We start from the raw sequence: 21,884 nt of genomic DNA, 5'->3' as shown, positions 1-21,884 counted from the left end.
AGAACTTGGCGCATTTCATCTAGCACACAAATTAGGAATATATTCTTTGCTAGGTCGATACTAATTACGCTACATTTCAATTTTTTCTAATTATTCATTTCTTGCGAAATTACCTACCTATTTTTCAATCAAGATCATAAAAATTCCTTTTCGTTTAATTAGAAGTATCAAAACCCCGGAGCAAGTTCCCTGCATAAAAAATAATTGCCTATAATCATTGACTAGATATGAAAAACAGTTCAATTACTTTAATAAATAAGGATATTAATATGCGTAACCTCATTACATCTACAGTGTTACTTGCTTGTGCTTCATTTACGGTGCCAGCGACTGCCAGTGAATGTGGCAAAGTCACCATTGCTGATATGAACTGGAATTCTGCTAGCCTCATAGCCAATATTGATCGCTTTATTCTCGAGCATGGTTTTGACTGTGATGCTGAACTTGTACCGGGAGATACAATGCCGACGGGTGCTTCAATGATTGAAAAGGGGCAACCCGATATTGCGCCTGAGTTTTGGAGCAACTCAATGAAAGAGGCATTAGACAAAGGTGTAAAAGAAGGGCGTATTCGTTATGCGGGTAAAACGCTTGAAGATGGAGGGGAGGAAGGTTTTTGGGTACCTGCTTATATGGTAGATAAAGACCCTACACTGGCAACCATTGCGGGTATTAAAGCTAATGCAAAACTATTTAAGCATCCTGAAGACCCAAGTAAATCAGGTTTTATGGGCTGTCCTGCGGGTTGGAACTGTCAAATTTCTTCAAGTCAGCTATTTAATGCATTAGAGCTTGAGAAATCAGGTTTCGATTTGTTAGATCCAGGCTCTGGTGCGGGTCTTTCTGGTTCAATTGCTAAAGCGTATGAACGTAAAGAAGCATGGTTTGGTTATTACTGGGCACCGACCTCTGTATTAGGTAAATACAAAATGGTTAAGGTTGATTTTGGCTCGGGTATCGATGAAAAACATTATAAAGAATGTATTACTCAAAATGATTGCCTAACACCAAAACCGACTATGTACCCACCTTCGGCGGTAGATTCGGTGGTTACAGAAAGCTTTGCTAAAAGAGCACCTGAAGCAATGCTTTATTTGCAGGCTCGCTCATTTGGTAATGCACAAATGAACGACTTATTAGCTTGGATGGAAGACCAGCAAGCAGATGGCGAGTATGCCGTTGAGCATTTTTTAGTGAATTATGAAACAACCTGGTCTAAATGGGTTGATGCCACAACCGCACAGAAAATAAAGAAAGCCTTGTCAGAATTATAATTAACGATGCTAATAGCCCAGATTATCTGGGCTTTTTTATATAAGGAAATAAATAAAATGTCAGACAAGTCATGGCTTTCGGAAATTCCGCAGCTTGATCGCCACCAACTCTTAGATATCAGAAAAACACTGGATGGTGCTTATCGCAGTTTTTCACGTGAATACGGTGATAGCATTGAAGCTTTTTTTGACCCTCTACTGAGCTTTCTTATTTGGTTTGAAAAATTATTACTCAATAGCCCGTGGTGGTTAGTGATTGCCGCATTAGCTATTTTTGCCTATGTGGCGAGTCGCTCTTGGAAGCTTACCCTTGGTGTAATCGTTGCCTTTTTCCTGATTGGTTTTTTTGGTATGTGGGATAATACTATGCGCACGATGAGCATTATTTTGGTTTCGACTATGCTCGCTATTACCTTCGGTGTACCCATTGGCGTTTCTATGGCGCGCTCTAATCGTGTGCAATCTATCGTCACCCCAATCCTCGATATCATGCAAACGATGCCTGCCTTTGTGTATTTGATTCCCGTGGTGATGTTACTTGGTATTGGTAAAATCCCCGGTGTGATTGCGGTGATTATCTATGCTATTCCACCTGTTATTCGTTTAACCAATTTAGGGATTCGTTTAGTTGATAAAGAAGTGTTAGAAGCCGCAACAGCTTATGGCGCGAGTCCGATGCAACGATTATTTGGTGTGCAGATTCCTTTGGCAATGCCCAATATTATGGCCGGTATTAATCAGACGATTATGATGTCATTAGCAATGGTGGTCATCGCCTCAATGATAGGTGTTAAAGGGTTAGGTCAACCGGTTTTAAAGTCTATTACTAATCAGTATTTCACCTTAGGTTTATTGAATGGTTTGGCCATTGTGGCGCTGGCGATTATTTTTGATCGTATCTCGCAGAGTTATGCTAAACGTACACTGCAGAATTTTGGAGGTCATGAATAATGAGTACTACTGAAAATAAAGTACCTTTGATACGCATTAAAAAACTATATAAGGTTTTTGGTAAGAACGAAAAAAAGGTGTTGGAGCAAGTTAAAGCGGGTAAATCAAAAGAGGCTATTTTAGCTGAAACCGGCCATACAGTGGGTTTGGCAGATATTAATTTGGATATTTATCCCGGTGAAATATTCGTGATAATGGGTCTCTCTGGTTCAGGTAAATCGACACTTATCCGTCATTTTAATCGTTTAATTGAACCTACTGCTGGTGAAATTGAAATCGCCGGTTGTGATGTCATGAAACTTAGCGAAAAAGAGTTACAGGATTTTCGTCGTAATAAAATGTCTATGGTATTTCAGCGTTTTGGCTTGATGCCACATCGTACTGTTTTACAGAATATTACCTATGGCTTACAAGTACAGGGCATTAAGAAAAAAGAGCGCGAATTACATGGGCAAGAATGGTTAGAAACAGTGGGGCTGGCAGGATATGCAAATCAATATCCTGCACAGCTTTCAGGCGGACAGCAACAACGTGTTGGCCTCGCGCGAGCACTGTGTACTGACGCGGATATTTTGCTAATGGATGAAGCGTTTTCTGCACTTGATCCTTTGATTCGTAGTGAGATGCAAGATCAACTCATTGAGTTACAAGATAAACTGCACAAAACCATTGTCTTTATTACCCACGATCTTGATGAAGCATTACGTATTGGCGATAAAATTGCTATTTTACGTGATGGTATTTTAGTGCAACAAGGTGAGCCCGTAGATATTCTACTTAACCCCGTCGATGATTATGTTGAGGCGTTTGTTAAAGATGTTAACCGTGCGCGCGCTTTAACTGTTGAAACGGTTATGCAGCCACAAATCTGCCGTATCTCCAGTGAAACGATTGGTGAAGCGGTGATACAAATGCGCAAATCAAAACAAGATTATGGTTATGTGATTAATGATCAAGGTTACCGCGGTGTGATCACTCAAGAGACATTAGAAGGCATTGAAAAGAATGATTACAGCAAGGGTATTAATGCTTCTTTACTCGAAGACGTCCCCGCAGTGCAAAGTGATGCGTTAATCGAAACTGTCATTCCAGAGATGCTTGATAATACTCATCCATTACCGGTCTTAAATGCAGAGGGGGAGGTAGAAGGGCATTTATGTCGTTCAACACTTGCTGAAGTGTTAAGTGATCAATCTAGTAGCGAAAATAGCTAGGTAGGTGATTATGTTTACGCTCTAAAATGCACTCTCTTTGATATTTACTGTATTGCTTCTTTTAATATATCTAGATAAGACGAGTGTCGATATAAATTAATATCGGCATCTTTCTTTTATAAAAGTATTTAACAATCCTAGTTTTTTTGATTGAAAAGAGACCCGAGAATCGCGTAATGGCAACTCGAGTCTCTTTAAATTTTAATTGATTATTTGTTAGCTAACCATTCAATGGCTTTTTGCATATCAGCCACATTACTAAAACCACGGTTTAAGATAACGTATTTACCGCCAACAACGAGTGTCGGTACACCGGTGCTTTTCAATTTACTTTCAAGTAAAAACGATGCATCAAGTGCTTTTTTTAATTCATCTGATTGGCTGTATTCTTGGAATTTAGCGCTATCAATACCTTGTTTAGCCAGAAATTGATCAAAGCTTGCTTGGTCTTTTAATGAGCCATTTTGACGCGCTTCAAAGTAAGCTGAATGTGCGGTCTCTAATACGTTAAAGTGCTTGAATGCTTCAAAAACCATGGCATCAAATACCCATTTCTCATTGATCAGCGAGCCTTTTATTTCAACTTGTAAGTGCTTACTTGCTTTCAATTCCTTCATTAGCGGTTCTGTTGCTTTACAAGCAGGGCAGCCGTACCAGAAAAATTCATGCACTTGATTTTGCTCTGCCACAAATGTCTCTTCTAAGACACGATAATGCACATCTTGTTGAAATAAATCATCAGCAGTTGCAATCGCAGCTTTTGTTAATTTAACGGGCTCGTTATGTGCGTGTCCTTCGTGGCTTTCTTCTACTTGCTTAGTCACGGGGGCTTCTTTTACTACTGGCGCAGCGGTAGTTTCAGGTTGCTCTGAACAAGCGGTGATTGAAGCGCCAAGTAATACAGCCAGGCTAAGTTTTACAACAGGTGTCATAGTAGTATCCATTTTTTATATAAGTGTTTTGTATAAGTATTTTTTAGGGAGAAATAAGAGGCACTTATTATGCATGATATCGGTTCGCAATGGCGACCCTTTATCATGGTTTTGTGAATGACGGATCTGTTTTCCTATAAAAAATCGCGTTTTTAAAGGCCTCTTTTATCAGAGTGTTAAGTCTCACTCTCACACTCTCTCTGCTGATGCGTATGGTAATAAGCCAGTAACAACTGTGCTGTAATAACACCACAACAGTGGCCTAAATCATTATTGATGATAATCACGGCATCGGTTTGGCCTCGTAATACCGTTTCAACTTCAGACAACGCAGCATGCTCCTGAAAGGTATAAAACTTTTTATGCATCACTTGATGGATACGTTTATCTAAGGTTAACAGGTCTCTTTGTTGTTCACTTTTACTATCAAGGTAGGGACTGAGTGCTTTGTCTAAATCTGCTCGGGTTAACACACCTCGGCAACGTTTATTACCGACAGCAACGAGATAAGTAAGGGCATGTTCTGTGAAGGCTTCCTTGGCTTCCAATAAGCGCTCATCGGCTGAAATGCTAACAAACTCCTTAGTCATAACATCACTGGCTAATGGCTGTTGTGCTTGATAACACAGTGCTAATAATTCTGGTTTATCTAGGCTATTACTACTGCTGAGGATGTTATTGAGGCTGATAGGTTTACTAAAAATATAACCTTGTAACATATCTACTTTTGCTCGGGATAATAAAAGTAATTCGCTTGCTGTTTCTACGCCTTCTGCGATGACTTTACCGCCCATCTTGTGCGTTAAGCGACACAACATTTCTATCATCAAATATTCAGTGCTATCAAGTGTTAAGTCGGTAACAAATGACTTATCTATTTTCACAATATTGACGGGTAATTTATTAAGGTATGAAAAGGATGAATAGCCAGTGCCAAAGTCATCTAAAGCAACACTCACGCCTAATTTTCTTAACTTTTCTACCCACACTTGTTGTCTATCAAGGTTGTCGAACAAAGCGGATTCAGTGAGCTCGATAGTGACGGTATTTAGGTCAATATCTGATTGAGTCAATAATTTCAGTGTATCTTAAAGGCAGCAGTTAGCGAGTTTATCGTTAGACAGAGAGCGGTTAATAGCAATACCAATCTCTGCTGAACGGTAATGTTGACGGATTGTTTTTAAGTCTCTTAATGCGATAGTCGCGACACTCATATCAATTTTATCGACCCAGCCATATTGCTCTGCAATTTCAATTAATTCTTGTGTATCGTAACTTATGTCCGTGTCTAATGTGATGCGCATCAGCGCTTCAAATTTAACAATCGACATGTTTTTCATATCCACTATGGGTTGGTAATAAACTTCAAGTTGTTCATTTTTTAAAGCTCGATGGAGTAAGCCAGAGAGGATTTTTCTTTTGTTAAAACGTTTTGATAATCGAGGATCAAAATAGTTTATCGTTGATGCCTCTTTTTTGGGACTGGTAATGAGTGTTTGCACACTGTGGCTAATTAATTGTTGTGGGCTTTTTGCATCTATTGACAGTACGGAAACGCCCATATTAATAATAGAAAGCAGGTCTAATTCATTGGCTTGTTCTCCCCCTGATAAATCGCTCTGCACCTCCTGTAATATATTATTAATTTTGTCTGCATTTCTTTCAACTACCCAGAAAGCAATATAGGTATCATCACTAATTAGGCCTATTTTTCCGGTTAAGTTTGATTCTGAAAAACGTTGTGAAATTAACCATTTCAACATTGAATCACTGACTTTCTGCAATAATTGTACGGAAAATGCGGCTGTCACGATGGTTTCTGTTTTGGTGAGTTGTTGAAATCGCTCATGCATTCTTTTAGTGATATCGGTTTTATTGAGTAAAGTATTTGCACTAAGGGGGAAGTCGAGTGGATTATCGACGATAAATTGCGTTGAAAAATCCAATTTTTTAGACTCTGAAATATAAAAATGGTTATTTTCAGAGAGCTCGATACGTTGGATTTTCACTTCTTTAGCAAATATTTCGCCATTTTTATGTTTAGCCAGCAATTCTCCAGCCCAAAAATTTTCTGTGTCTACGATGTGCCAAAGTTTTTGATAGAATTCTTGGCTGTATTGGCCAGATTTAAAAACATTTGCTGGCTGACCAATCAGCTCATTTTGTGTATGTCCTGAGTTACGCAAAAATTGTTCGTTTACTTTAATGATGAAGTGGTTTTTATCGGTTATTAATATCGCATTACTGGCACGGTTGAAGAGTATTTTTACTAGCTCTTCCTCTTCATAAAGGCTCGGGAAAGAATGTAAGAAAGTAATTTTACCGACGAGGGCGCTTTTATTGTTACGTGCATAATCTACAGTCAAATTAACGAAATAGCGTTGCTCGGTCACGTTGATTAATACTGAAGTTGCATAAGGTTTTTGGTGATCGATAACCTCTTTAAAATGTGCTTTTAATGATGCTATTCGACGACGATCAAAGGCTGCAAAAAACTGTGGTAACGTTAAACTTTGTTGACCTGAATTTAATAAACGCGCTAATGCTTTATCACACTCAAAAAGGCCATGTTTGAGATCAAATTGCCAATGTAATGTTACGTTTTCGAGGTGAGTACTTATTTCAGGTTGAAGTTGTAACATATATTATTTACCACCTATCAAATGTAAATTAACTGCGAGCTACGTTGAGATAAGTATTACTTACTTTATTAAAGACACTACTTTTGATGAGGTATTTGTGACTAAAATGTGATCCATGTAAAAGGGGGCCATCTAGTTTTCATTAACTTCTTTTATTACTTATTTTTATGATCTTACTGATATCCGAGCTGAGACGCTAAAAACTCAATGAGTAGTGATACCTTTACGGCTAAATATCGGTTGTTCGGATAAAGTGCCCAAATACCCTGTAATGGCGCACGATAAGCACTCAGGCACTCTATTAATTGACCACTTTTTAACGCATCTTTTACGTAATAATCAGGTAGTTGAACTAAACCAATGCCTTTAACTGCAGCATCTAATAATGCAAAACCACTGTTACAGCTAATATTGCCGTTAATACGTATATTGCGTTCTTTTTTTTGTTCATTAAAGGCCCATAACGAAGAGCTACTAGACAGGCAGTTATGATTATCGAGTTCAGATAAGCTAAACGGTAAACCATATTGTTCTATATAAGCTGGGGAGGCACATACGTACAATTGTCGTTGTGTCAGCTTTTTTGCCATCATAGTCGAGTCTTCTAAATGACCAACCCGTATCGCTAAGTCAATATTATCGTGCACTAAATCGAGGGTTTGATTAGACAATATTAACTGTAATTTCAAATCTGGGTAACTTTGCATAAAGGTATTAAGCAGGGGGGAGATAACTTGTTCGCCATAAGTAATAGGCGCGGTAACTTTTAACAAACCTTTAGGGACTTGTGATAAGTCAGATAATGCGAGATCCGCTTGTTTTAGCCCTTCAACGAGGCTCTGACAATGTTGGAAATAGTGTAAACCTGCTTCAGTCACTGTGATTTTTCGCGTTGTACGCAACAGTAATTTACTGGCAAGACGCTTTTCAAGGCTGGCGACTTTACGGCTCACCTGTGCCACTGAGGTATTGAGCTGTGTGGCTGCTTTGGTAAAACTTGCCGTTTCTACCACGGCGACAAATTCATTAATGCCTAACCAGTTATCCATGATGATTCCTATTTATGATGCTTTTTTACATTATTACATATTTGTAATTATGTTTTTCAATTTACTAGGATTGTTACTTTTTATTTGTTGACTATAATTCTTCCATCGTTGAGTAATCAACACCTAAACAAATGTCTAACAGACAAGTAAACCACCATTGAGGAATTAAAATGACTGATAAATTTATTAAATCAAAAGCAGCTATCGCATGGGGTCCAAACCAACCACTTTCTATCGAAGAAGTTGATGTCATGTTGCCTCGTAAAGGTGAAGTATTAGTACGTATCGTCGCAACGGGTGTTTGTCATACTGATGCATTTACCATGTCTGGTGAAGATCCAGAAGGTATTTTCCCAGTGATTTTAGGCCACGAAGGCGGTGGTGTTGTTGAGCAGATTGGCGAAGGCGTTACTAGCGTATCAGTTGGCGACCATGTTATCCCACTTTACACAGCTGAATGTGGCGAGTGTAAATTCTGTAAGTCAGGTAAAACTAATCTGTGTAGCGCAGTACGTGAAACACAAGGTAAAGGCGTAATGCCAGATGGTACAACACGTTTTTACAAAAACGGTCAGCCAATTTACCATTACATGGGTTGTTCTACGTTCTCTGAATACACAGTACTTCCTGAAATTTCATTAGCAAAAGTAAATAAAGAAGCACCGCTAGAAGAAGTTTGTTTATTAGGTTGTGGCGTAACAACAGGTATGGGCGCAGTAACAAAAACAGCTAACGTTCAAAAGGGCGACAATATTGCAATATTTGGCTTAGGCGGTATTGGTTTATCTGCGATTATCGGCGCTAAAATGGCCGGTGCAAAACGTATTATTGGTATTGATATTAACGAAAGTAAATATGAACTTGCTAAGAAATTAGGCGCAACAGATTGTATTAACCCTAAAGACTACGACAAACCAATTCAAGATGTGATTGTTGAGATGACTGACGGTGGTGTTGAGTACTCGTTTGAATGTATCGGTAACGTTGATGTTATGCGTTCTGCACTTGAATGTTGTCATAAAGGTTGGGGCGAATCAGTAGTGATTGGTGTTGCCGGCGCAGGTAAAGAAATTTCAACACGTCCGTTCCAATTAGTAACTGGTCGAGTATGGCGTGGTAGTGCATTTGGTGGTGTTAAAGGTCGTTCTGAATTACCAGCAATTGTTGAACGTTACATGGCGGGTGAATTCGCATTAGATGACTTTATTACGCACACAATGGGTCTTGATAAAATTAATGACGCATTTGATTTAATGCACGAAGGTAAGAGTATTCGTACAGTTATTCATTTCGACAAGTAAGGTTATGAAATAATTAACCACGAAGACACGAGAATAGAGTGCTGAAAGCTAGAGGCTAAAAAGCCATAAGTTCAACAATTCTTTTTTTCGTCTTCTCTGTGTAACGCAGTGTAGTCGTGGTGAGTTGTTTTTCGTTAAATAATAAATTCAAAACCTATTTACCACGAAGACACGAAGGAAAAGGAAGGCAATAACACACTAAGTTTGCCTTTCTTCGTGTTCTCTGTGTAACGCAGTGGCTTCGTGGTGATGATTGTTAAGGAAATATCGATGAACTTACAAAATATCAGTCAAAATAAAGTCGCTGGTGGCTGGCATAAACAGTACCAACATGATGCTAAATCAGTGAATAGCGTGATGAAGTTTGCTATTTTTTTACCGCCAAATGCCAGTGAAAACAATAAAGTACCCGTATTGTATTGGTTATCAGGTTTAACCTGTGATGACCAAAATTTTATGCAAAAAGCAGGCGCGTTTAAAAAAGCGGCTGAATTAGGCATCGCCATTGTCACCGCTGATACTAGCCCACGTGGTGAAGATGTCGCAGATGATGAAAATGCGGCTTACGATTTTGGTTTAGGGGCTGGTTTTTATGTTAATGCAACACAAGCGCCTTGGAACAAACATTACCAAATGTATGATTACATTGCACAAGAGTTACCTGCATTAATTGAAGCACATTTCCCAGTAACTAATAAAAAGTCTATTTCAGGACATAGCATGGGTGGACATGGCGCATTAACCATTGGTTTGAAGAATCAAGCTGATTACCAGTCTATCTCTGCGTTTAGCCCGATTTGTAACCCAATTAATAGCCCTTGGGGTAAAAAAGCGTTTTCAAACTACTTAGGTAAAAACCAAGAAGATTGGCGTGCCTATGACGCTTGTGAATTAATCAAAGAGGGATCTTCATTACCTATATTGGTTGATCAAGGCGAAGCCGATCAGTTTTTAGAAGAACAACTAAAACCAGATCTATTAATCAATGCAGCCAACAAAAACAATGCTGATTTGATGTTAAGAATGCAAGCTGGTTACGATCATAGTTACTTTTTTATCAGTAGCTTTATCGATGATCACCTTGAGTTTCACGCAAAAAACTTAAGCTAATCACTTAAGCTAAACAGCGTTTTTTGTGAATTGACTAACTGCTGAAAGCTAATCGCCGACAGCTGTTTTTTACATTTGAATTTACTGACAGCGGCAAGCTAATCGCCGACAGCTGTTTTTTTGCATTTGAATTTACTAACAGCTGAAAGCTAATCGCCGACAGCTGTTTTTTTGCATTTGAATTTACTTACCGCTGAAAGCTAACCGCCGTGAGCTGTTTTTTACATTTGAATTTACTAAGCGCCGCAAGCTAATCGCCGACAGCTGTTTTTGCATTTTAACTTTCTGATAGCTGTTTTTTAAACCTTAAACTCTTGCACCATCATATTTAACTCTTCCGCTAATTGAGCCAGTTTATTGGCGGCTTCTGTTGTTTGTTCTGCGCCCGTTGCTGTCTCTTCTGCCATATCGTTAATACTGACAATGTTTTTATTAATATCTTCATTAACGGAATTTTGCTCTTCTGCTGCACTGGCAATTTGTGTGCTCATATCGTTGATGCGAGAAACGGCATCCGCAATCACACTTAATGATGTGCCTGCCTTGTTGGCTTGTTCCGTTACTGAGTGTGCTTTCTCGTTACTTTCATCCATTGCTTTTACGGCTTGTACGGCACCCGATTGCAATTTTTCAATCATTTGATGAATCTCTTGCGTTGATTTTTGTGTGCGTCCCGCTAATGTGCGCACTTCATCTGCAACCACTGCAAATCCACGACCTTGTTCGCCTGCTCTGGCTGCCTCAATGGCTGCGTTTAAAGCCAGTAAGTTAGTTTGCTCTGCAATGCTTCTAATCACCTCCATCACACTGTTGATATTTTCACTGTCTTGTTCAACTTGATGAATCACCGCAGAGGCATTTTCAATATATGCAGATAGCTCTTCTATCGCACTCACGGTTTTTTCTACAATCGCTTGGCCTATTGTTGTTTCATTGTTGGCTTGTTCAGCTGCTTGTGCGGTATTACTAATATTGATACTCACTTCTTGAACGGTCGCGCTCATTTGGGTAATGGCGGTGGCGACTTGTTGAGTCTGGCTTTTTTGTTCAAAAATAGTGCTGCTGGTTTGATTGGTGATCGTTGATGTTTCTTCCGAGGCTTCGGCTATTTGTAGTGATGCCTTTGAGACTTGTAAAATACCGGTATGGAACTTCTCGAGCATTAAGTTAAGCGAATTAGCCGCCATGCCAATTTCATCATCGGAGGTGACAACTAATCGTTTGGTTAAATCAGAGTTTGCTTCAATATCATTGATCGCCTCACTCAATCTAATAATCGGTTTAGTGGTCGCACTGGCAAAAAGAAAACCCACCACTAAGCCGATTGAGACAAGAATCGCGGTAATAGTAATAGATAGTTTTAAAATGCTATCGGTCAGTTTTTCGGCGGGTTCAAAAGCTTCGCTAACATCTATTTCACTTAAAATAATCCATTGTAATCCCTGAATTTTTACCGGGGCATAGGCAGATAAAACCGATATACCTCGATAATCAGAATAGATATTAAAACCACTATTGCCGGCAAGTGCTTCGCTTATTTTAGGTGAGTTAGCGGGTTGTAATCCAATACTGGTATTTTTGGCGTTGATTTTATCAATCACACTATTGCTTACTGATGCTTCTTTTAATGTCTGTAAATAAGCGTTTTTATCTTCAATTAGAAAACGGCTCAGTGAGCGTAATGTTTTGTCCTGAGCCACTAAATAGGTTTCACCTGAATGGCCTAATCCACTGTCCGACCAATTTTGATGGTGGGTCATCACTTCATTAATATTATCAATGGGCATTTGGAAAATAAGCACTGCTATTTTTTTGCCATTTTCAAAAATAGGAGAGGCAATAAATGCAGCGGGATCTTGGTAAGAGGGCGGATAAGGAGAGAAATCACTAATCGCCACAAAATTAGCATCAGTTGCTTGGTTAGCTTGTTTGAAAACCTCGCCAATGGCCGTGTTTTTATAAGGGCCATCAATGAGTGAGGTGGTGTAATCTAACTCTTTAAATACCGAGTAAACAATATCACCAGATTCACTATCAGCAATAAAAATATCGTAATAGCCAAATTGCTGTAAATAATAATTAAAACTGGAATGGAAGGCTTTGTGTGAACGGTTGTAACTCGAATAGTTACTCATATCGGTGAGCTCGTTTTTAGCCCCTAGCGGATGTTTATTCTTCTGAATCATCGCGTGTTGTAGGGCAATAGAATCATCATCGAGTTGGTTTAACCAATTTAATACATCAATAGATTGGCCATTGTTACGTTTTTTGTATTCCCCAAGGTATTCATGCTGATAATACTGGCTCAGTTCTGTTTTTAATTGTCCAATATCGGCACTGGTTTGTTTTTTAAAGTTTTTAAAACCGAGTACAAAAGAGCCCGCGGCATCAATGGTAAGTTGATTTTGTGAGAGGTTTAAGATTTGTTGATTGATTGTTGCAAAGTAATCTTCAATACGCCCCTTGGTAAGCTCCCGTACTGCAATAAGTTGCTCTTTTGCCACATGTTGCAAGGCGACTTTACTGTCTTCAGCTGCTTTCATACCAATGATAATACAAGCAATGATCACCGGGATAGCGGCGAGTGAAGCAGCGCCTAAAACGACTTTTTGTTTGAGTTTCATAAAATCTACCTACAGGGAGTTATATTTATAAATTGTAGGAGATACGTACCACGGTATTGGCAAATTTTTGTATTATTTAAATCTTTTTTTGTTTTTGTTCTCATCGTTTTTTTGTAAAAGCATGATGATGCTTAGCGATAAATTTGGTTATCAATTTATGCCTCATCATTAATGAGCAATCTGTTTTTTACGTATTGGCTGGGAGGAATACCCGTCGCCTTTTTAAAGGCCCGTGAGAAATGTGAAATATTGCTATAACCTAAATGATTCGCGACTGCGGTGACGCTGTGTTCGCTATCTTCTAACAATAACTTGGCTTGATTGATTTGCACTTCTTCGAGTAACTCACGATAACTCATACCAGCCACTTTTAGGTTACGTTGTAGCGTACGTATGCTCATGCCAGTGATCTGTGCAGCTTTGCTGATGGGCAGTTTCCCTGCACATAAATAAGCAGGTAATGCGGTTTTTAATGAATCAAAAAAATTGGGTCTGGCAATAATGGCATCTTCACCTGCTTGCCAATGTAATTTAGGCCACCTGTGTTTCCTGATGTTTGTCCGATTATGTTCCAAGTCCCATAAAAGCGAGCAACACCACTGGCAGAGGTATCTTCATCATCAATAGCAAAAGCGGGAATAGCGAGTTGGTTAGGGTCTGTCGCATAAACGCCAAGCATATTGTAATCCAAACCAAAAGTGATCCCCTGTTTTTCGGCTAACGCTTCACGCCAAGGTTTTTGTGAGCCTTTTTTATTGTCTTCAATCGTATTATCAACGCTATCAGGACCCCCAAATGTTGGAGACGCTTGTGCTAATAGGGTCGGGCTACTTAAAGCACAAAAAATACTGATGGGAAGTAATGTTCTGTTTTTCATTGTTTGTTTATAGAAAAGCATAAGTTGCTCCATATAAATGAATAAATTTGATTATTTTAGCCATACATTTTTTCAATAGGCTGTTATCTTTTTGTGCCACTGTGTTCAATTCTGTATTGACTAGGGGGGATTTCTGTCATGCGTTTAAAGGCGCGAGAGAAATGTGCCAAATCTGAGTAACCTAATCCAAGGGCAATGGTGGTGATGCTGATGCCTGTATTGTTGAGGTAATATTGTGCTTCTTGTAATTGAACACTTTCAAGCACTTGCGTGTAGCTTACGCCTAACGTATCTAAGCGACGTTGAAAGGTACGCACACTCAAACCAATGATTTGTGCCGTTTTTTTAATGGGCAGTTTACCTTCGTGTAAATAAGGAGGCAGAGCGATTTTTAGCGATCCTAAAAAATCAGTCGGCGCATCACTGTTTTTTTCCGGTTTTACCCAATGTTTATTATGATGGAAAGGGATGGCTAACATTTCTTGAGGAATGCTGATAGAGCAAACACTGCGTTGCTGATAAATTTGTGGAACGTTGCTATTGGCATTATCACTGAGAATAAGTTGTTCGAATAATGCCGCTTGTTCACTCTGAATTGATACCTCTTCCGGTAACCACTGTGGTTCTGTTAATGCGCGGATTAATTCAATTAAATAGCAGATTGAAAATAACTCCGCATAGAGATACCAAGGGTCATCACTGAATGTTTTATCGCGAACTAGCCAGGTTTTATCAACCACCGTTCTTAGTTCAAGTTTGACCTGCGTTGATTCATTTTTCAAACCTCGATAAACTCAACAAGCAATTCTTGTAAATTAGTCGCGTCACTTATTTTATCTAATATATGCGGAATAAACATGTCACGGCAGGCTAACCAGCAGATGCGTTGGTAACTTTCCATTCCACATTTATCCACTATTTCAGCGAGTAATAATCGAACGGGTATTTCTGGGATATACGGATGAGCCGTATTAAGTACTCTTTCTGGTAAACCGACTTTTTCGAGAATAGGATAAATATCTTCTTCGACTAATTGAAGCATGTCGATAAAACGTTTTACTTGTTCTGTTTTAATAAGCCCAATTGGCTGATTTAACTTGTTTTTTAACATGAAAGTCCATATCGATTCACTGCTGCAAGGGGTAAGGTTTACATTTAGAAGAGCTAAAAATAAAGGTGCTTAGCGCACCTTTTTTTAAATACGCTTAATATTATTACAGCGTGTTTTTATAAATTTTACCGTCTTTCATTATAACGCGCATGGTTTTGATTTCATCACGAGCAGGCGCGTCGAACCATTTCTTGTTTGCCCCAATCACGGTTAGGTCTTCTAGCGGATTACCATCAACCAGTAAAAGATCGGCATAAGCACCTTTTGCTACGACGCCTAATTTAGCTTGGAAGTAAGGGTCTAAGACCGATCCGGTTAATTTAACAATTTCACCGTTAGTAGAAGTCATTGATTTTAGTGTGTAATAATTACCAATAAACTCACCACTTAAATAAATAGAGTGATCAGCTTGCTGTTCACAGGTTGCAACACCGCCTACACAATCTACATGGAAGCCAAGTTTAGGCTGATATTTGTTTACATTTTTCAAATAATCTTTAAAAGTGGCTTGTGCCGTTTCTGCTTTACGAGAAGCTGCTGGGCTACCACTAATGGCTTCTATTTCGCCTAAATAGGGCGAGAATGCGGTCATGTTGGTAGTGATATAAGCGCCTTTTTCTTCCATCAATTTAGCGACTTCAGCATCAAACATAAAACCATGTTCAAGTGTTTTTACACCCGCTTCTAAATTACGTATCATCGATTTTTTGCTGTAAGCATGTGACATAACGTAAGAGCCGTAAGCATCAGCGACTTCAACTGCGGCTGCTAATTCTGCTTGAGAGTAAGCATCCAACTGCCAAGGATCAAAGGCAGAAGCAACACCACCACTCGACATCACTTTAATTTGTGTTGCACCCTGCATAAAGTTTTGACGGGCACAGGCTTTAATATCGCCAATACTGTCAGCGGTACAGCTCACACCCAAGCGTCCACTTGCTGTTTGTGGGCCATTAAAGGTTTCATTCGGGGTCGTGAAGTTACGGAAATCGGCATGTGAGCCTGTTGGTCCAATAAATGCGCCTGCACTGTAAATACGTGGGCCATCTACAACCCCAGCATCAATCGATTTACGCAAACCTGCCCCCATACCACCTGCATCACGCCATGTGGTAAACCCTGACATGAGTGCTGATTTTGCGCGAGCAGCAGAGCGTACTGCTAGCTCTTCCCAGTTACGGTTATTTTCAATATCAGCTAACCCCGTGCCATTCATTTGTAAATGGCCATGGCCTTCAATTAATCCAGGCATCAAGGTACGGCCTTCACCATCAATGATCAGTGCATCTGCATTAGCTTTAATGTCTTTTGCTGAAATCGACTTGATTAAGTTACCTTCAATAAGCACATTTGAATTTTTATAGAGCTTGTTATCGATACCGTTAAAAATACTGACATTTTTAAATAAAACCTGTTGAGTCACTTTATCGCTTGCTGAAACAGAAAGCGCACTGAAAGAGCTGGCAATCACAGCTGCAATAACACAGCGTTTGAATAATTTCTTCATGTTGGTATTCCTTTAAACAGGTAAAACGAAAGAGGTTTAACATTTAGTTAACAGTATTTTAGCTAAAATAAACGTCAACGCTTGCCATCTGGTGCCATTTTTAAAGGAAGTTTTATAAATATGAGTTGTATTGTTTACAGTTACTTAAGTCGTGGTGTGTCTGGCTAAAAGGTTAAGGCAGAAGGGAAGGTGATAGTTTGCTAGGTAAGTTTTTTGTTTTTTTGCTGAGAAAGGGGAAATAAAAAACGTAACAGAATCATCCATTACGTTTTAATAAAGTGCTTATCGTTTAATGTGTTGCGAGAAAGGGTTCTACTTTTGCGCCATCGATGCTGTAGGACATGGCAATGTTTTTCTGGCCATCAACTAGGTAAAGGTCTTTTTGCTGTGCGGTTGTGAGCAATTTTCCGGTGACTCGAATAGGCATATAAGGAGAGCCTGCTTCAATGGGTTTATCGGTTTTTACTAATATCAATTGGTTCGCTGGTGGCACGGGTTTGTGCGAACAAGCGCCAATGGTAGGCACTAATAAAAACTCGGTAACTAAACCATCATCAAATTCAAGCGCTAGCATGTAACCGCCAATTTCTATGTTTTTATTCTTTAATAGGTCATTGGTGACCATCGAAGCTTGTTGGCGTTTTTCCATGATGATGAGGCGCTGTTCAAAAAGGTAGGCGATATCGATCTTTTGCTCATCTAAGAACGCTTTTGCTTTGGCACTCTCTTCTATCATCGCCTCTGTGACTTGTTCTGGGGCAGCTTCTTGCCACGCTAAAATACGCGCATGAATCGATAAATTATAAAGCTGATCTTCTGTTAAATTTTCAAAGGGGTCTTTGTAAGGCGCGACTTTACCTTGTAAATCAGTAAAATTTATTTTTAATGGCGCAGTTGTTTCTGCTGCTTGCGCGACAGAAAATAGTGCACAAAAAAATGGAATTAATAATAATTTTTTCATTTTATTTCCTTGGAATTTAATGGTCATTTATCTGATAGTCATAGAATAGTATTGTAAGTTGCAGGCCTTTGACAACAATACTTAATATAAGCAGTTTCGTCCTACCATGTGATGCCATTAGATTAATCAGCGTAACCACCGCTAGATAGTCACACTGATTTTTTTGCTACTCTAAAATTTAATACTCATGCCATCGGATAATGAGGTTTTGTAAATCAGTAAGCCGGGAATAATCGCAATGGTTAATGCGCATAATTGAATCACAGCTAATATTAATAAGTCATTAGAACTTAACATATTAATGTCTAAATAAAAGCCAAAGTGTTGCGCAAGTGGGGCTTGTAATACAAATAACAAAACATATAACAGCATCACACCCACAACAATACCAGAGAAACAAACCGCAGCCGCTTCCCCGATAATCAAGGAAAAAATATGCCCTGGGTGCGCCCCAACTGAGCGTAAAATAGCCATTTCACGACGACGTTCATTAAGACTCATTAGAATGATGCTTAACATGCCTAATAAACCGACTAAAACAACAAACACGGTGACAATGTTTAACGCCACTTCAGCCACAGAGAAGAATTGCCATAACGCTTGTAATGCCAGTGCAGGGATAATGGCGGTGAGAGGCTCATCTTGAAAGTTATTGACATAATTTTGCATACCTAAAACCGCTTGAGGTGATGTTAAACCTACAAACACGGCATTAATATTCTGCGGTTTTAATTTAAATAGGCGAGCAACACGTTGCTCGGCAGTATCTTGGTGATCATCATGCGCTTGATGTCCTTCATGCGCTTCATGGTCATCGTGATGCTCATGTCCTTGGTGTTTATCGTGCGCCTTGTGGTCATCATGGTTATCGTGAGACTGATGTCCCTCATGACTTTTATGTGTATCTTCGTGTGCCTTGTGGTCATCATGGCCGTCATGGCTAGCGTGAGCCAGATGTCCTTCATGGCTTTCATGTGTATCTTCATGCGCCTTGTGGTCATCATGGCTATCGTGAGCCTGATGTCCTTCATGACTTTCATGTGTATCTTCGTGTGCCTTGTGGTCATCATGGCTAGCGTGAGACTGATGTTCCTCATGACTTTCATGTGTATCTTGGTGCGCCTTGTGGTCATCATGGCTATCGTGAGACTGATGTCCTTCATGACTTTCATGTTTATCTTCGTGCGCTTTGTGTCCTTCATGACCCTCATGTTCGGCTTCTGAACTGATAGTTTGCTCATTAGGCAATGCACCAAAATGCCCATGATTATCGGTATGCATCGCTTCCATTGCTTCTAATGAGATGATCAATGTTTGGTCTATCGCAGTAAACGAAGGCGCTAAAATAGCACTAACAAAATAGGGGATATTGTCGTGATCATGACCACCTATTTCACCACCCCCATGAGTCATTACAATGCGCTGGCCAATCTTATAATTAAGTTTTTTAGCGACATCAGCACCAATCACCACGGCAAACATATCATCAATGATTTTACCTTGTTGTGTTGTTAGTTGTTGTTGATTAGCATAACTAAAATGCTCAAAAAAGTTTAATGCCGTTGCCATCACGGTATAACCTTTGTGTGAATCACCTAATGAAATTGGGACTGCCCATTCAACGGCAGGGGATTCATTCATTGTTAAATAAGTATCATATTTAATGGTGTTGACGGTATTACCAATATGAAAAACAGAGCTTAATAACAGTTGCGATGACGCGCCACGTGCACCGATGATCAAATCAGTACCCGAAATGCTTTTCATGAAACTGGTTTTGGTTTCATTTTTTAAGGTTTGTACGCCGAGTAACAGGGTCACACTAATTGCGATGGAAAATAGGGTGATAAAAAAGGTCAGCTTACGGTTCCACAGGCTTTTTAACGCCAATTGTAAAATAGCCATTACACTGACTCCTTTGTATTTACATTATTGATTTCTTGAAGATTGATACAGTGATCAAAGTGATGTTTTAAGCTTTTATCATGGCTGACAAAAATCAGGGTGATATTTTCTTTTTGGCACTCTTCAAATAGCGTTTTAATAAAGGCCTGACGGTGTTCGCTATCAAGTGCTGAGGTGGGTTCATCGGCAATAATTATTTCTGGAGAGCCTAACATGGCCCGAGCAGCCGCTACACGTTGTTGCTGGCCGACACTTAATTCATTCACTGAGCGTTGAAAGAGGGCGTTATCATCTAACCCTAATGCATTTAATAATCGAATCGCCTCGCTTTTTAAGTCGCCACCATTTGCGCGTAATAACGCGTTTGTTTTCCGTTTTTTAGAAAATGAGCAAGGCAAAGTAATGTTATCAATCACGCTGAGGTAGGGGATTAAATTAAACTGTTGGAAAATAAAACCGATATTATCCGCTCTAAAACTGTCTTTTTGACTGCCCGAGAGCTCACTTAGCGGTTGCCCTAATACAGAGATCTCACCTTGCTGTGGTGCTAATACACCGGCGAGTAAGTTTAATAGGGTACTTTTACCGGAGCCACTTGGCCCTTCAATAAAAAGATGCTGACCCACTGGGATATGTAGTCTGTCGATATTAATAACAGGCGTATTTTTCCAAGAAAAACAGAGGTCATTAATCTTTATCATTGTTAGTTACCTTTATAAATTGGGTCTGTGTATTATTCAGAAATAGGGAGATATTAGTGGCCATTTAATGCCAACACATTCATTAAGTCATGTTGTAATTGTTATAATGTAACAAAATGAAAGGTAAGTTCAACTATTTCATTCGCTTATCTTAGCGGAAAGCCGAAAATTGAAAGTGTTTTTGAAAGGGGTGTTCTGATTAGACGATAAAAATCGGGACCTGCAATAACAACAAAGCGCTGTTATTACAGGATAAAAAGGTGTTTAGCTTTGTAATATTTTTAAAGGTAAAGCAAGAATTTCATCTCCTGACGCCGCTAAATACCAGATAATAGCAATTAGCGCACCGACAGTGAGAAAGTACCAAGCAGCTGAAAAAATCTGCCCATATCTATCAAGGGGTAAAAGGTGGCTTTGGTGGCGCGTTTTCCATTCAAAAACAATCTCTGCACTGCCGATTAATAACATAAAACCCAGTAATGCGAGACCTAAGCTGTAACTTAAATAAACGCCAATAGCGGCACCGGCAATACACGCGATTAATCCCGCTTTGCTGTTCATTGAAAAGCTAATGCTTTTTAGAATATGCCCACCATCAAGGGGTAATATTGGCAGAAGATTAAACAGGTTAAGCAATGCATTAAAAGCAGCTAGTCCTGCAAAAAAAGCTTCGCCGGTTATCCAATAAGCGATTAAAGCGACTACCGACATGATTAAACCAAAACAAGGCCCCATGATAGAGATAACCACATCTTGCCAGCGAGTATTGATTTTCTCATCACTCATCGCGAGCCCGCCCATAAAGGGGATCAGGTAAATACCTTTGGTTTTCATACCAAAATGTTTCATCGCTTTAATATGGCCGTATTCGTGAAAAACCAAACAGGCAATCAGCGCCAGTGCAAATTGGAAAGAGAATAACCAAGAGTAAGCTGCAATACTGGCGCCGGCTAAAACAACTTTGATGACTTTGGCACTTTTAAGTAACTTAAAACCTAAAGACGCTAGCCCCACCATGCTCACTTTACGTTTTACTTCAATCGTTTTGACGGGGACCTGTTGCTCAATATCTTTAGTATTTCGACTGCCTTCGGTGAGCACGTTTTGCTCTTGCAGTAATCGATAACTTAGTGAGAAAGGTTGCCAAGTAAGGTCGATTTCAAGACTAATGTTAATCGTATTGGGCTCACCTTCGTCTGCTACTGGTGTGGTTAGCTCAAAGGTATGCGTATAAGGTCCTTGGTTATCTGCCGAAGCATGTTTCACTGCAACGACGGTACCACCCCAAAATAGTTGTTGCCAACCGGCCATCGAGCCTTCTAATCTTAGCTCTTTACCTAAACAATCAATTCTTAATAATTCCACAGAGAGTCTCTTTTTTACGTGTATTTTTATGTCACGGATTATGCCTTGAAAATGATCATGAAGCGAGAGAGCGAGTTTATAAAGATCGACAACTTAACTATTTCAGCATCAATACACGGAGGAAAAGGAAGTCACCCTTAATTATTTAGTTTTTTTGGGTGTTCTCTGTGTAACACAGTGGCTTGGTGGTCGTATTTTTTGTGTTATTTATATGCCTAAATGAGCTCACTTAAATAAATTCAAAAGCAATCAACCCTTAGCGCCTTTTCGCATTCCTGTCTTTTTCACTTCTCTGCGCGATGTACTACTACACTTTGTGTTATTTCCTGTACAATGCGGGCTTTCAAAAATGATAATATT

Annotated in this window: 18 protein-coding genes and 1 pseudogene; 5 read left to right on the top strand and 14 right to left on the bottom strand. The window is 39.4% G+C overall.

Annotated features, from left to right (window positions below; all coding sequences use genetic code 11):
* Nucleotides 1-269 precede the first annotated feature (269 nt).
* From CXF74_RS15395 to CXF74_RS15385, 3 genes are read left to right on the top strand one after another with little or no spacing between them, the layout of a single operon-like run.
* Entirely contained in the window at nt 270-1,274 is a 1,005-nt protein-coding gene (locus tag CXF74_RS15395) for an ABC transporter substrate-binding protein (RefSeq protein ID WP_101083419.1), read from the top strand.
* A 57-nt stretch (nt 1,275-1,331) separates the two neighbouring features.
* A complete protein-coding gene (locus CXF74_RS15390) occupies nt 1,332-2,225 on the top strand; it encodes an ABC transporter permease (protein ID WP_101083418.1) in 894 nt (297 codons plus the stop codon).
* A complete protein-coding gene (locus CXF74_RS15385; RefSeq protein ID WP_101083417.1) occupies nt 2,225-3,439 on the top strand; it encodes a quaternary amine ABC transporter ATP-binding protein in 1,215 nt (404 codons plus the stop codon). The genes CXF74_RS15390 and CXF74_RS15385 overlap by 1 nt, the downstream gene beginning before the upstream one ends.
* Before the next feature lie 209 nt (nt 3,440-3,648).
* Here the strand turns inward: CXF74_RS15385 and CXF74_RS15380 are convergent, their stop codons facing one another.
* From CXF74_RS15380 to CXF74_RS15365, 4 genes and pseudogenes are all read right to left on the bottom strand, one after another.
* Nucleotides 3,649-4,371 carry a DsbA family protein gene (locus CXF74_RS15380; protein ID WP_157822426.1) on the bottom strand — a complete coding sequence of 241 codons (723 nt, stop codon included), beginning with the start codon at nt 4,369-4,371 and terminating at the stop codon, nt 3,649-3,651.
* Nucleotides 4,372-4,547: 176 nt separating this feature from the next.
* Nucleotides 4,548-4,961 (bottom strand): CBS domain-containing protein, encoded by a 414-nt coding sequence (locus tag CXF74_RS22640; RefSeq protein ID WP_232772548.1) that lies wholly within the window; start codon nt 4,959-4,961, stop codon nt 4,548-4,550.
* Nucleotides 4,962-5,072: 111 nt separating this feature from the next.
* A pseudogene (locus tag CXF74_RS15370) lies at nt 5,073-7,013 on the bottom strand (EAL domain-containing protein); the annotation flags it as partial.
* Between the two features lie 173 nt (nt 7,014-7,186).
* The gene (locus CXF74_RS15365) at nt 7,187-8,062 is read right to left on the bottom strand and encodes a LysR family transcriptional regulator (RefSeq protein ID WP_101083413.1); all 876 of its coding nucleotides are present in this window, start codon (nt 8,060-8,062) and stop codon (nt 7,187-7,189) included.
* Between the two features lie 170 nt (nt 8,063-8,232).
* Here CXF74_RS15365 and CXF74_RS15360 point away from each other — a divergent pair, with 170 nt between their 5' ends.
* Both CXF74_RS15360 and fghA read left to right on the top strand, forming a co-directional pair.
* Nucleotides 8,233-9,363, top strand: coding sequence for an S-(hydroxymethyl)glutathione dehydrogenase/class III alcohol dehydrogenase (locus CXF74_RS15360; RefSeq protein ID WP_101083412.1), 1,131 nt, complete (start codon nt 8,233-8,235; stop codon nt 9,361-9,363).
* Between the two features lie 270 nt (nt 9,364-9,633).
* A complete protein-coding gene (fghA, locus tag CXF74_RS15355; protein WP_101083411.1) occupies nt 9,634-10,473 on the top strand; it encodes an S-formylglutathione hydrolase in 840 nt (279 codons plus the stop codon).
* A gap of 299 nt (nt 10,474-10,772) precedes the next feature.
* Here the strand turns inward: fghA and CXF74_RS15350 are convergent, their stop codons facing one another.
* The 10 genes from CXF74_RS15350 to CXF74_RS15305 all read right to left on the bottom strand — a co-directional run bounded on the left by CXF74_RS15350 (nt 10,773) and on the right by CXF74_RS15305 (nt 21,470).
* Complete coding sequence (locus tag CXF74_RS15350) at nt 10,773-13,097, bottom strand: methyl-accepting chemotaxis protein (protein WP_101083410.1); 2,325 nt, start codon at nt 13,095-13,097, stop codon at nt 10,773-10,775.
* A 155-nt stretch (nt 13,098-13,252) separates the two neighbouring features.
* Nucleotides 13,253-13,672 (bottom strand): helix-turn-helix domain-containing protein, encoded by a 420-nt coding sequence (locus CXF74_RS22920; protein ID WP_269800775.1) that lies wholly within the window; start codon nt 13,670-13,672, stop codon nt 13,253-13,255.
* Nucleotides 13,567-13,995 (bottom strand): hypothetical protein, encoded by a 429-nt coding sequence (locus CXF74_RS15340; RefSeq protein WP_101083408.1) that lies wholly within the window; start codon nt 13,993-13,995, stop codon nt 13,567-13,569. The genes CXF74_RS22920 and CXF74_RS15340 overlap by 106 nt, the downstream gene beginning before the upstream one ends.
* A 62-nt stretch (nt 13,996-14,057) precedes the next feature.
* Nucleotides 14,058-14,756 carry a helix-turn-helix domain-containing protein gene (locus CXF74_RS15335; protein ID WP_101083407.1) on the bottom strand — a complete coding sequence of 233 codons (699 nt, stop codon included), beginning with the start codon at nt 14,754-14,756 and terminating at the stop codon, nt 14,058-14,060.
* Nucleotides 14,753-15,085, bottom strand: a complete 333-nt coding sequence (locus CXF74_RS15330) for a hypothetical protein (RefSeq protein WP_101083406.1) — start codon at nt 15,083-15,085, stop codon at nt 14,753-14,755. Before CXF74_RS15330 ends, CXF74_RS15335 begins: the two co-directional genes overlap by 4 nt.
* 103 nt (nt 15,086-15,188) lie before the next feature.
* Nucleotides 15,189-16,592, bottom strand: a complete 1,404-nt coding sequence (locus tag CXF74_RS15325; protein WP_101083405.1) for a metal-dependent hydrolase family protein — start codon at nt 16,590-16,592, stop codon at nt 15,189-15,191.
* A gap of 289 nt (nt 16,593-16,881) precedes the next feature.
* Complete coding sequence (locus CXF74_RS15320) at nt 16,882-17,553, bottom strand: DUF3299 domain-containing protein (RefSeq protein WP_157822425.1); 672 nt, start codon at nt 17,551-17,553, stop codon at nt 16,882-16,884.
* A 171-nt stretch (nt 17,554-17,724) separates the two neighbouring features.
* Nucleotides 17,725-19,458 carry an FtsX-like permease family protein gene (locus tag CXF74_RS15315; RefSeq protein WP_101083403.1) on the bottom strand — a complete coding sequence of 578 codons (1,734 nt, stop codon included), beginning with the start codon at nt 19,456-19,458 and terminating at the stop codon, nt 17,725-17,727.
* Nucleotides 19,458-20,159: an ABC transporter ATP-binding protein gene (locus CXF74_RS15310; RefSeq protein WP_101083402.1), complete on the bottom strand. Its 702-nt coding sequence runs from the start codon at nt 20,157-20,159 to the stop codon at nt 19,458-19,460. The genes CXF74_RS15315 and CXF74_RS15310 overlap by 1 nt, the downstream gene beginning before the upstream one ends.
* 264 nt (nt 20,160-20,423) lie before the next feature.
* Nucleotides 20,424-21,470: a site-2 protease family protein gene (locus CXF74_RS15305; protein ID WP_198552874.1), complete on the bottom strand. Its 1,047-nt coding sequence runs from the start codon at nt 21,468-21,470 to the stop codon at nt 20,424-20,426.
* Nucleotides 21,471-21,884: the final 414 nt, after the last annotated feature.

The sequence above is a fragment of the Psychromonas sp. Urea-02u-13 genome, from assembly GCF_002835995.1.
Taxonomy (GTDB): Bacteria; Pseudomonadota; Gammaproteobacteria; order Enterobacterales; family Psychromonadaceae; genus Psychromonas.
The sequence above is the reverse complement of the archived record's forward strand: the minus strand, read 5'-3'. Positions and strand labels throughout refer to the sequence as shown.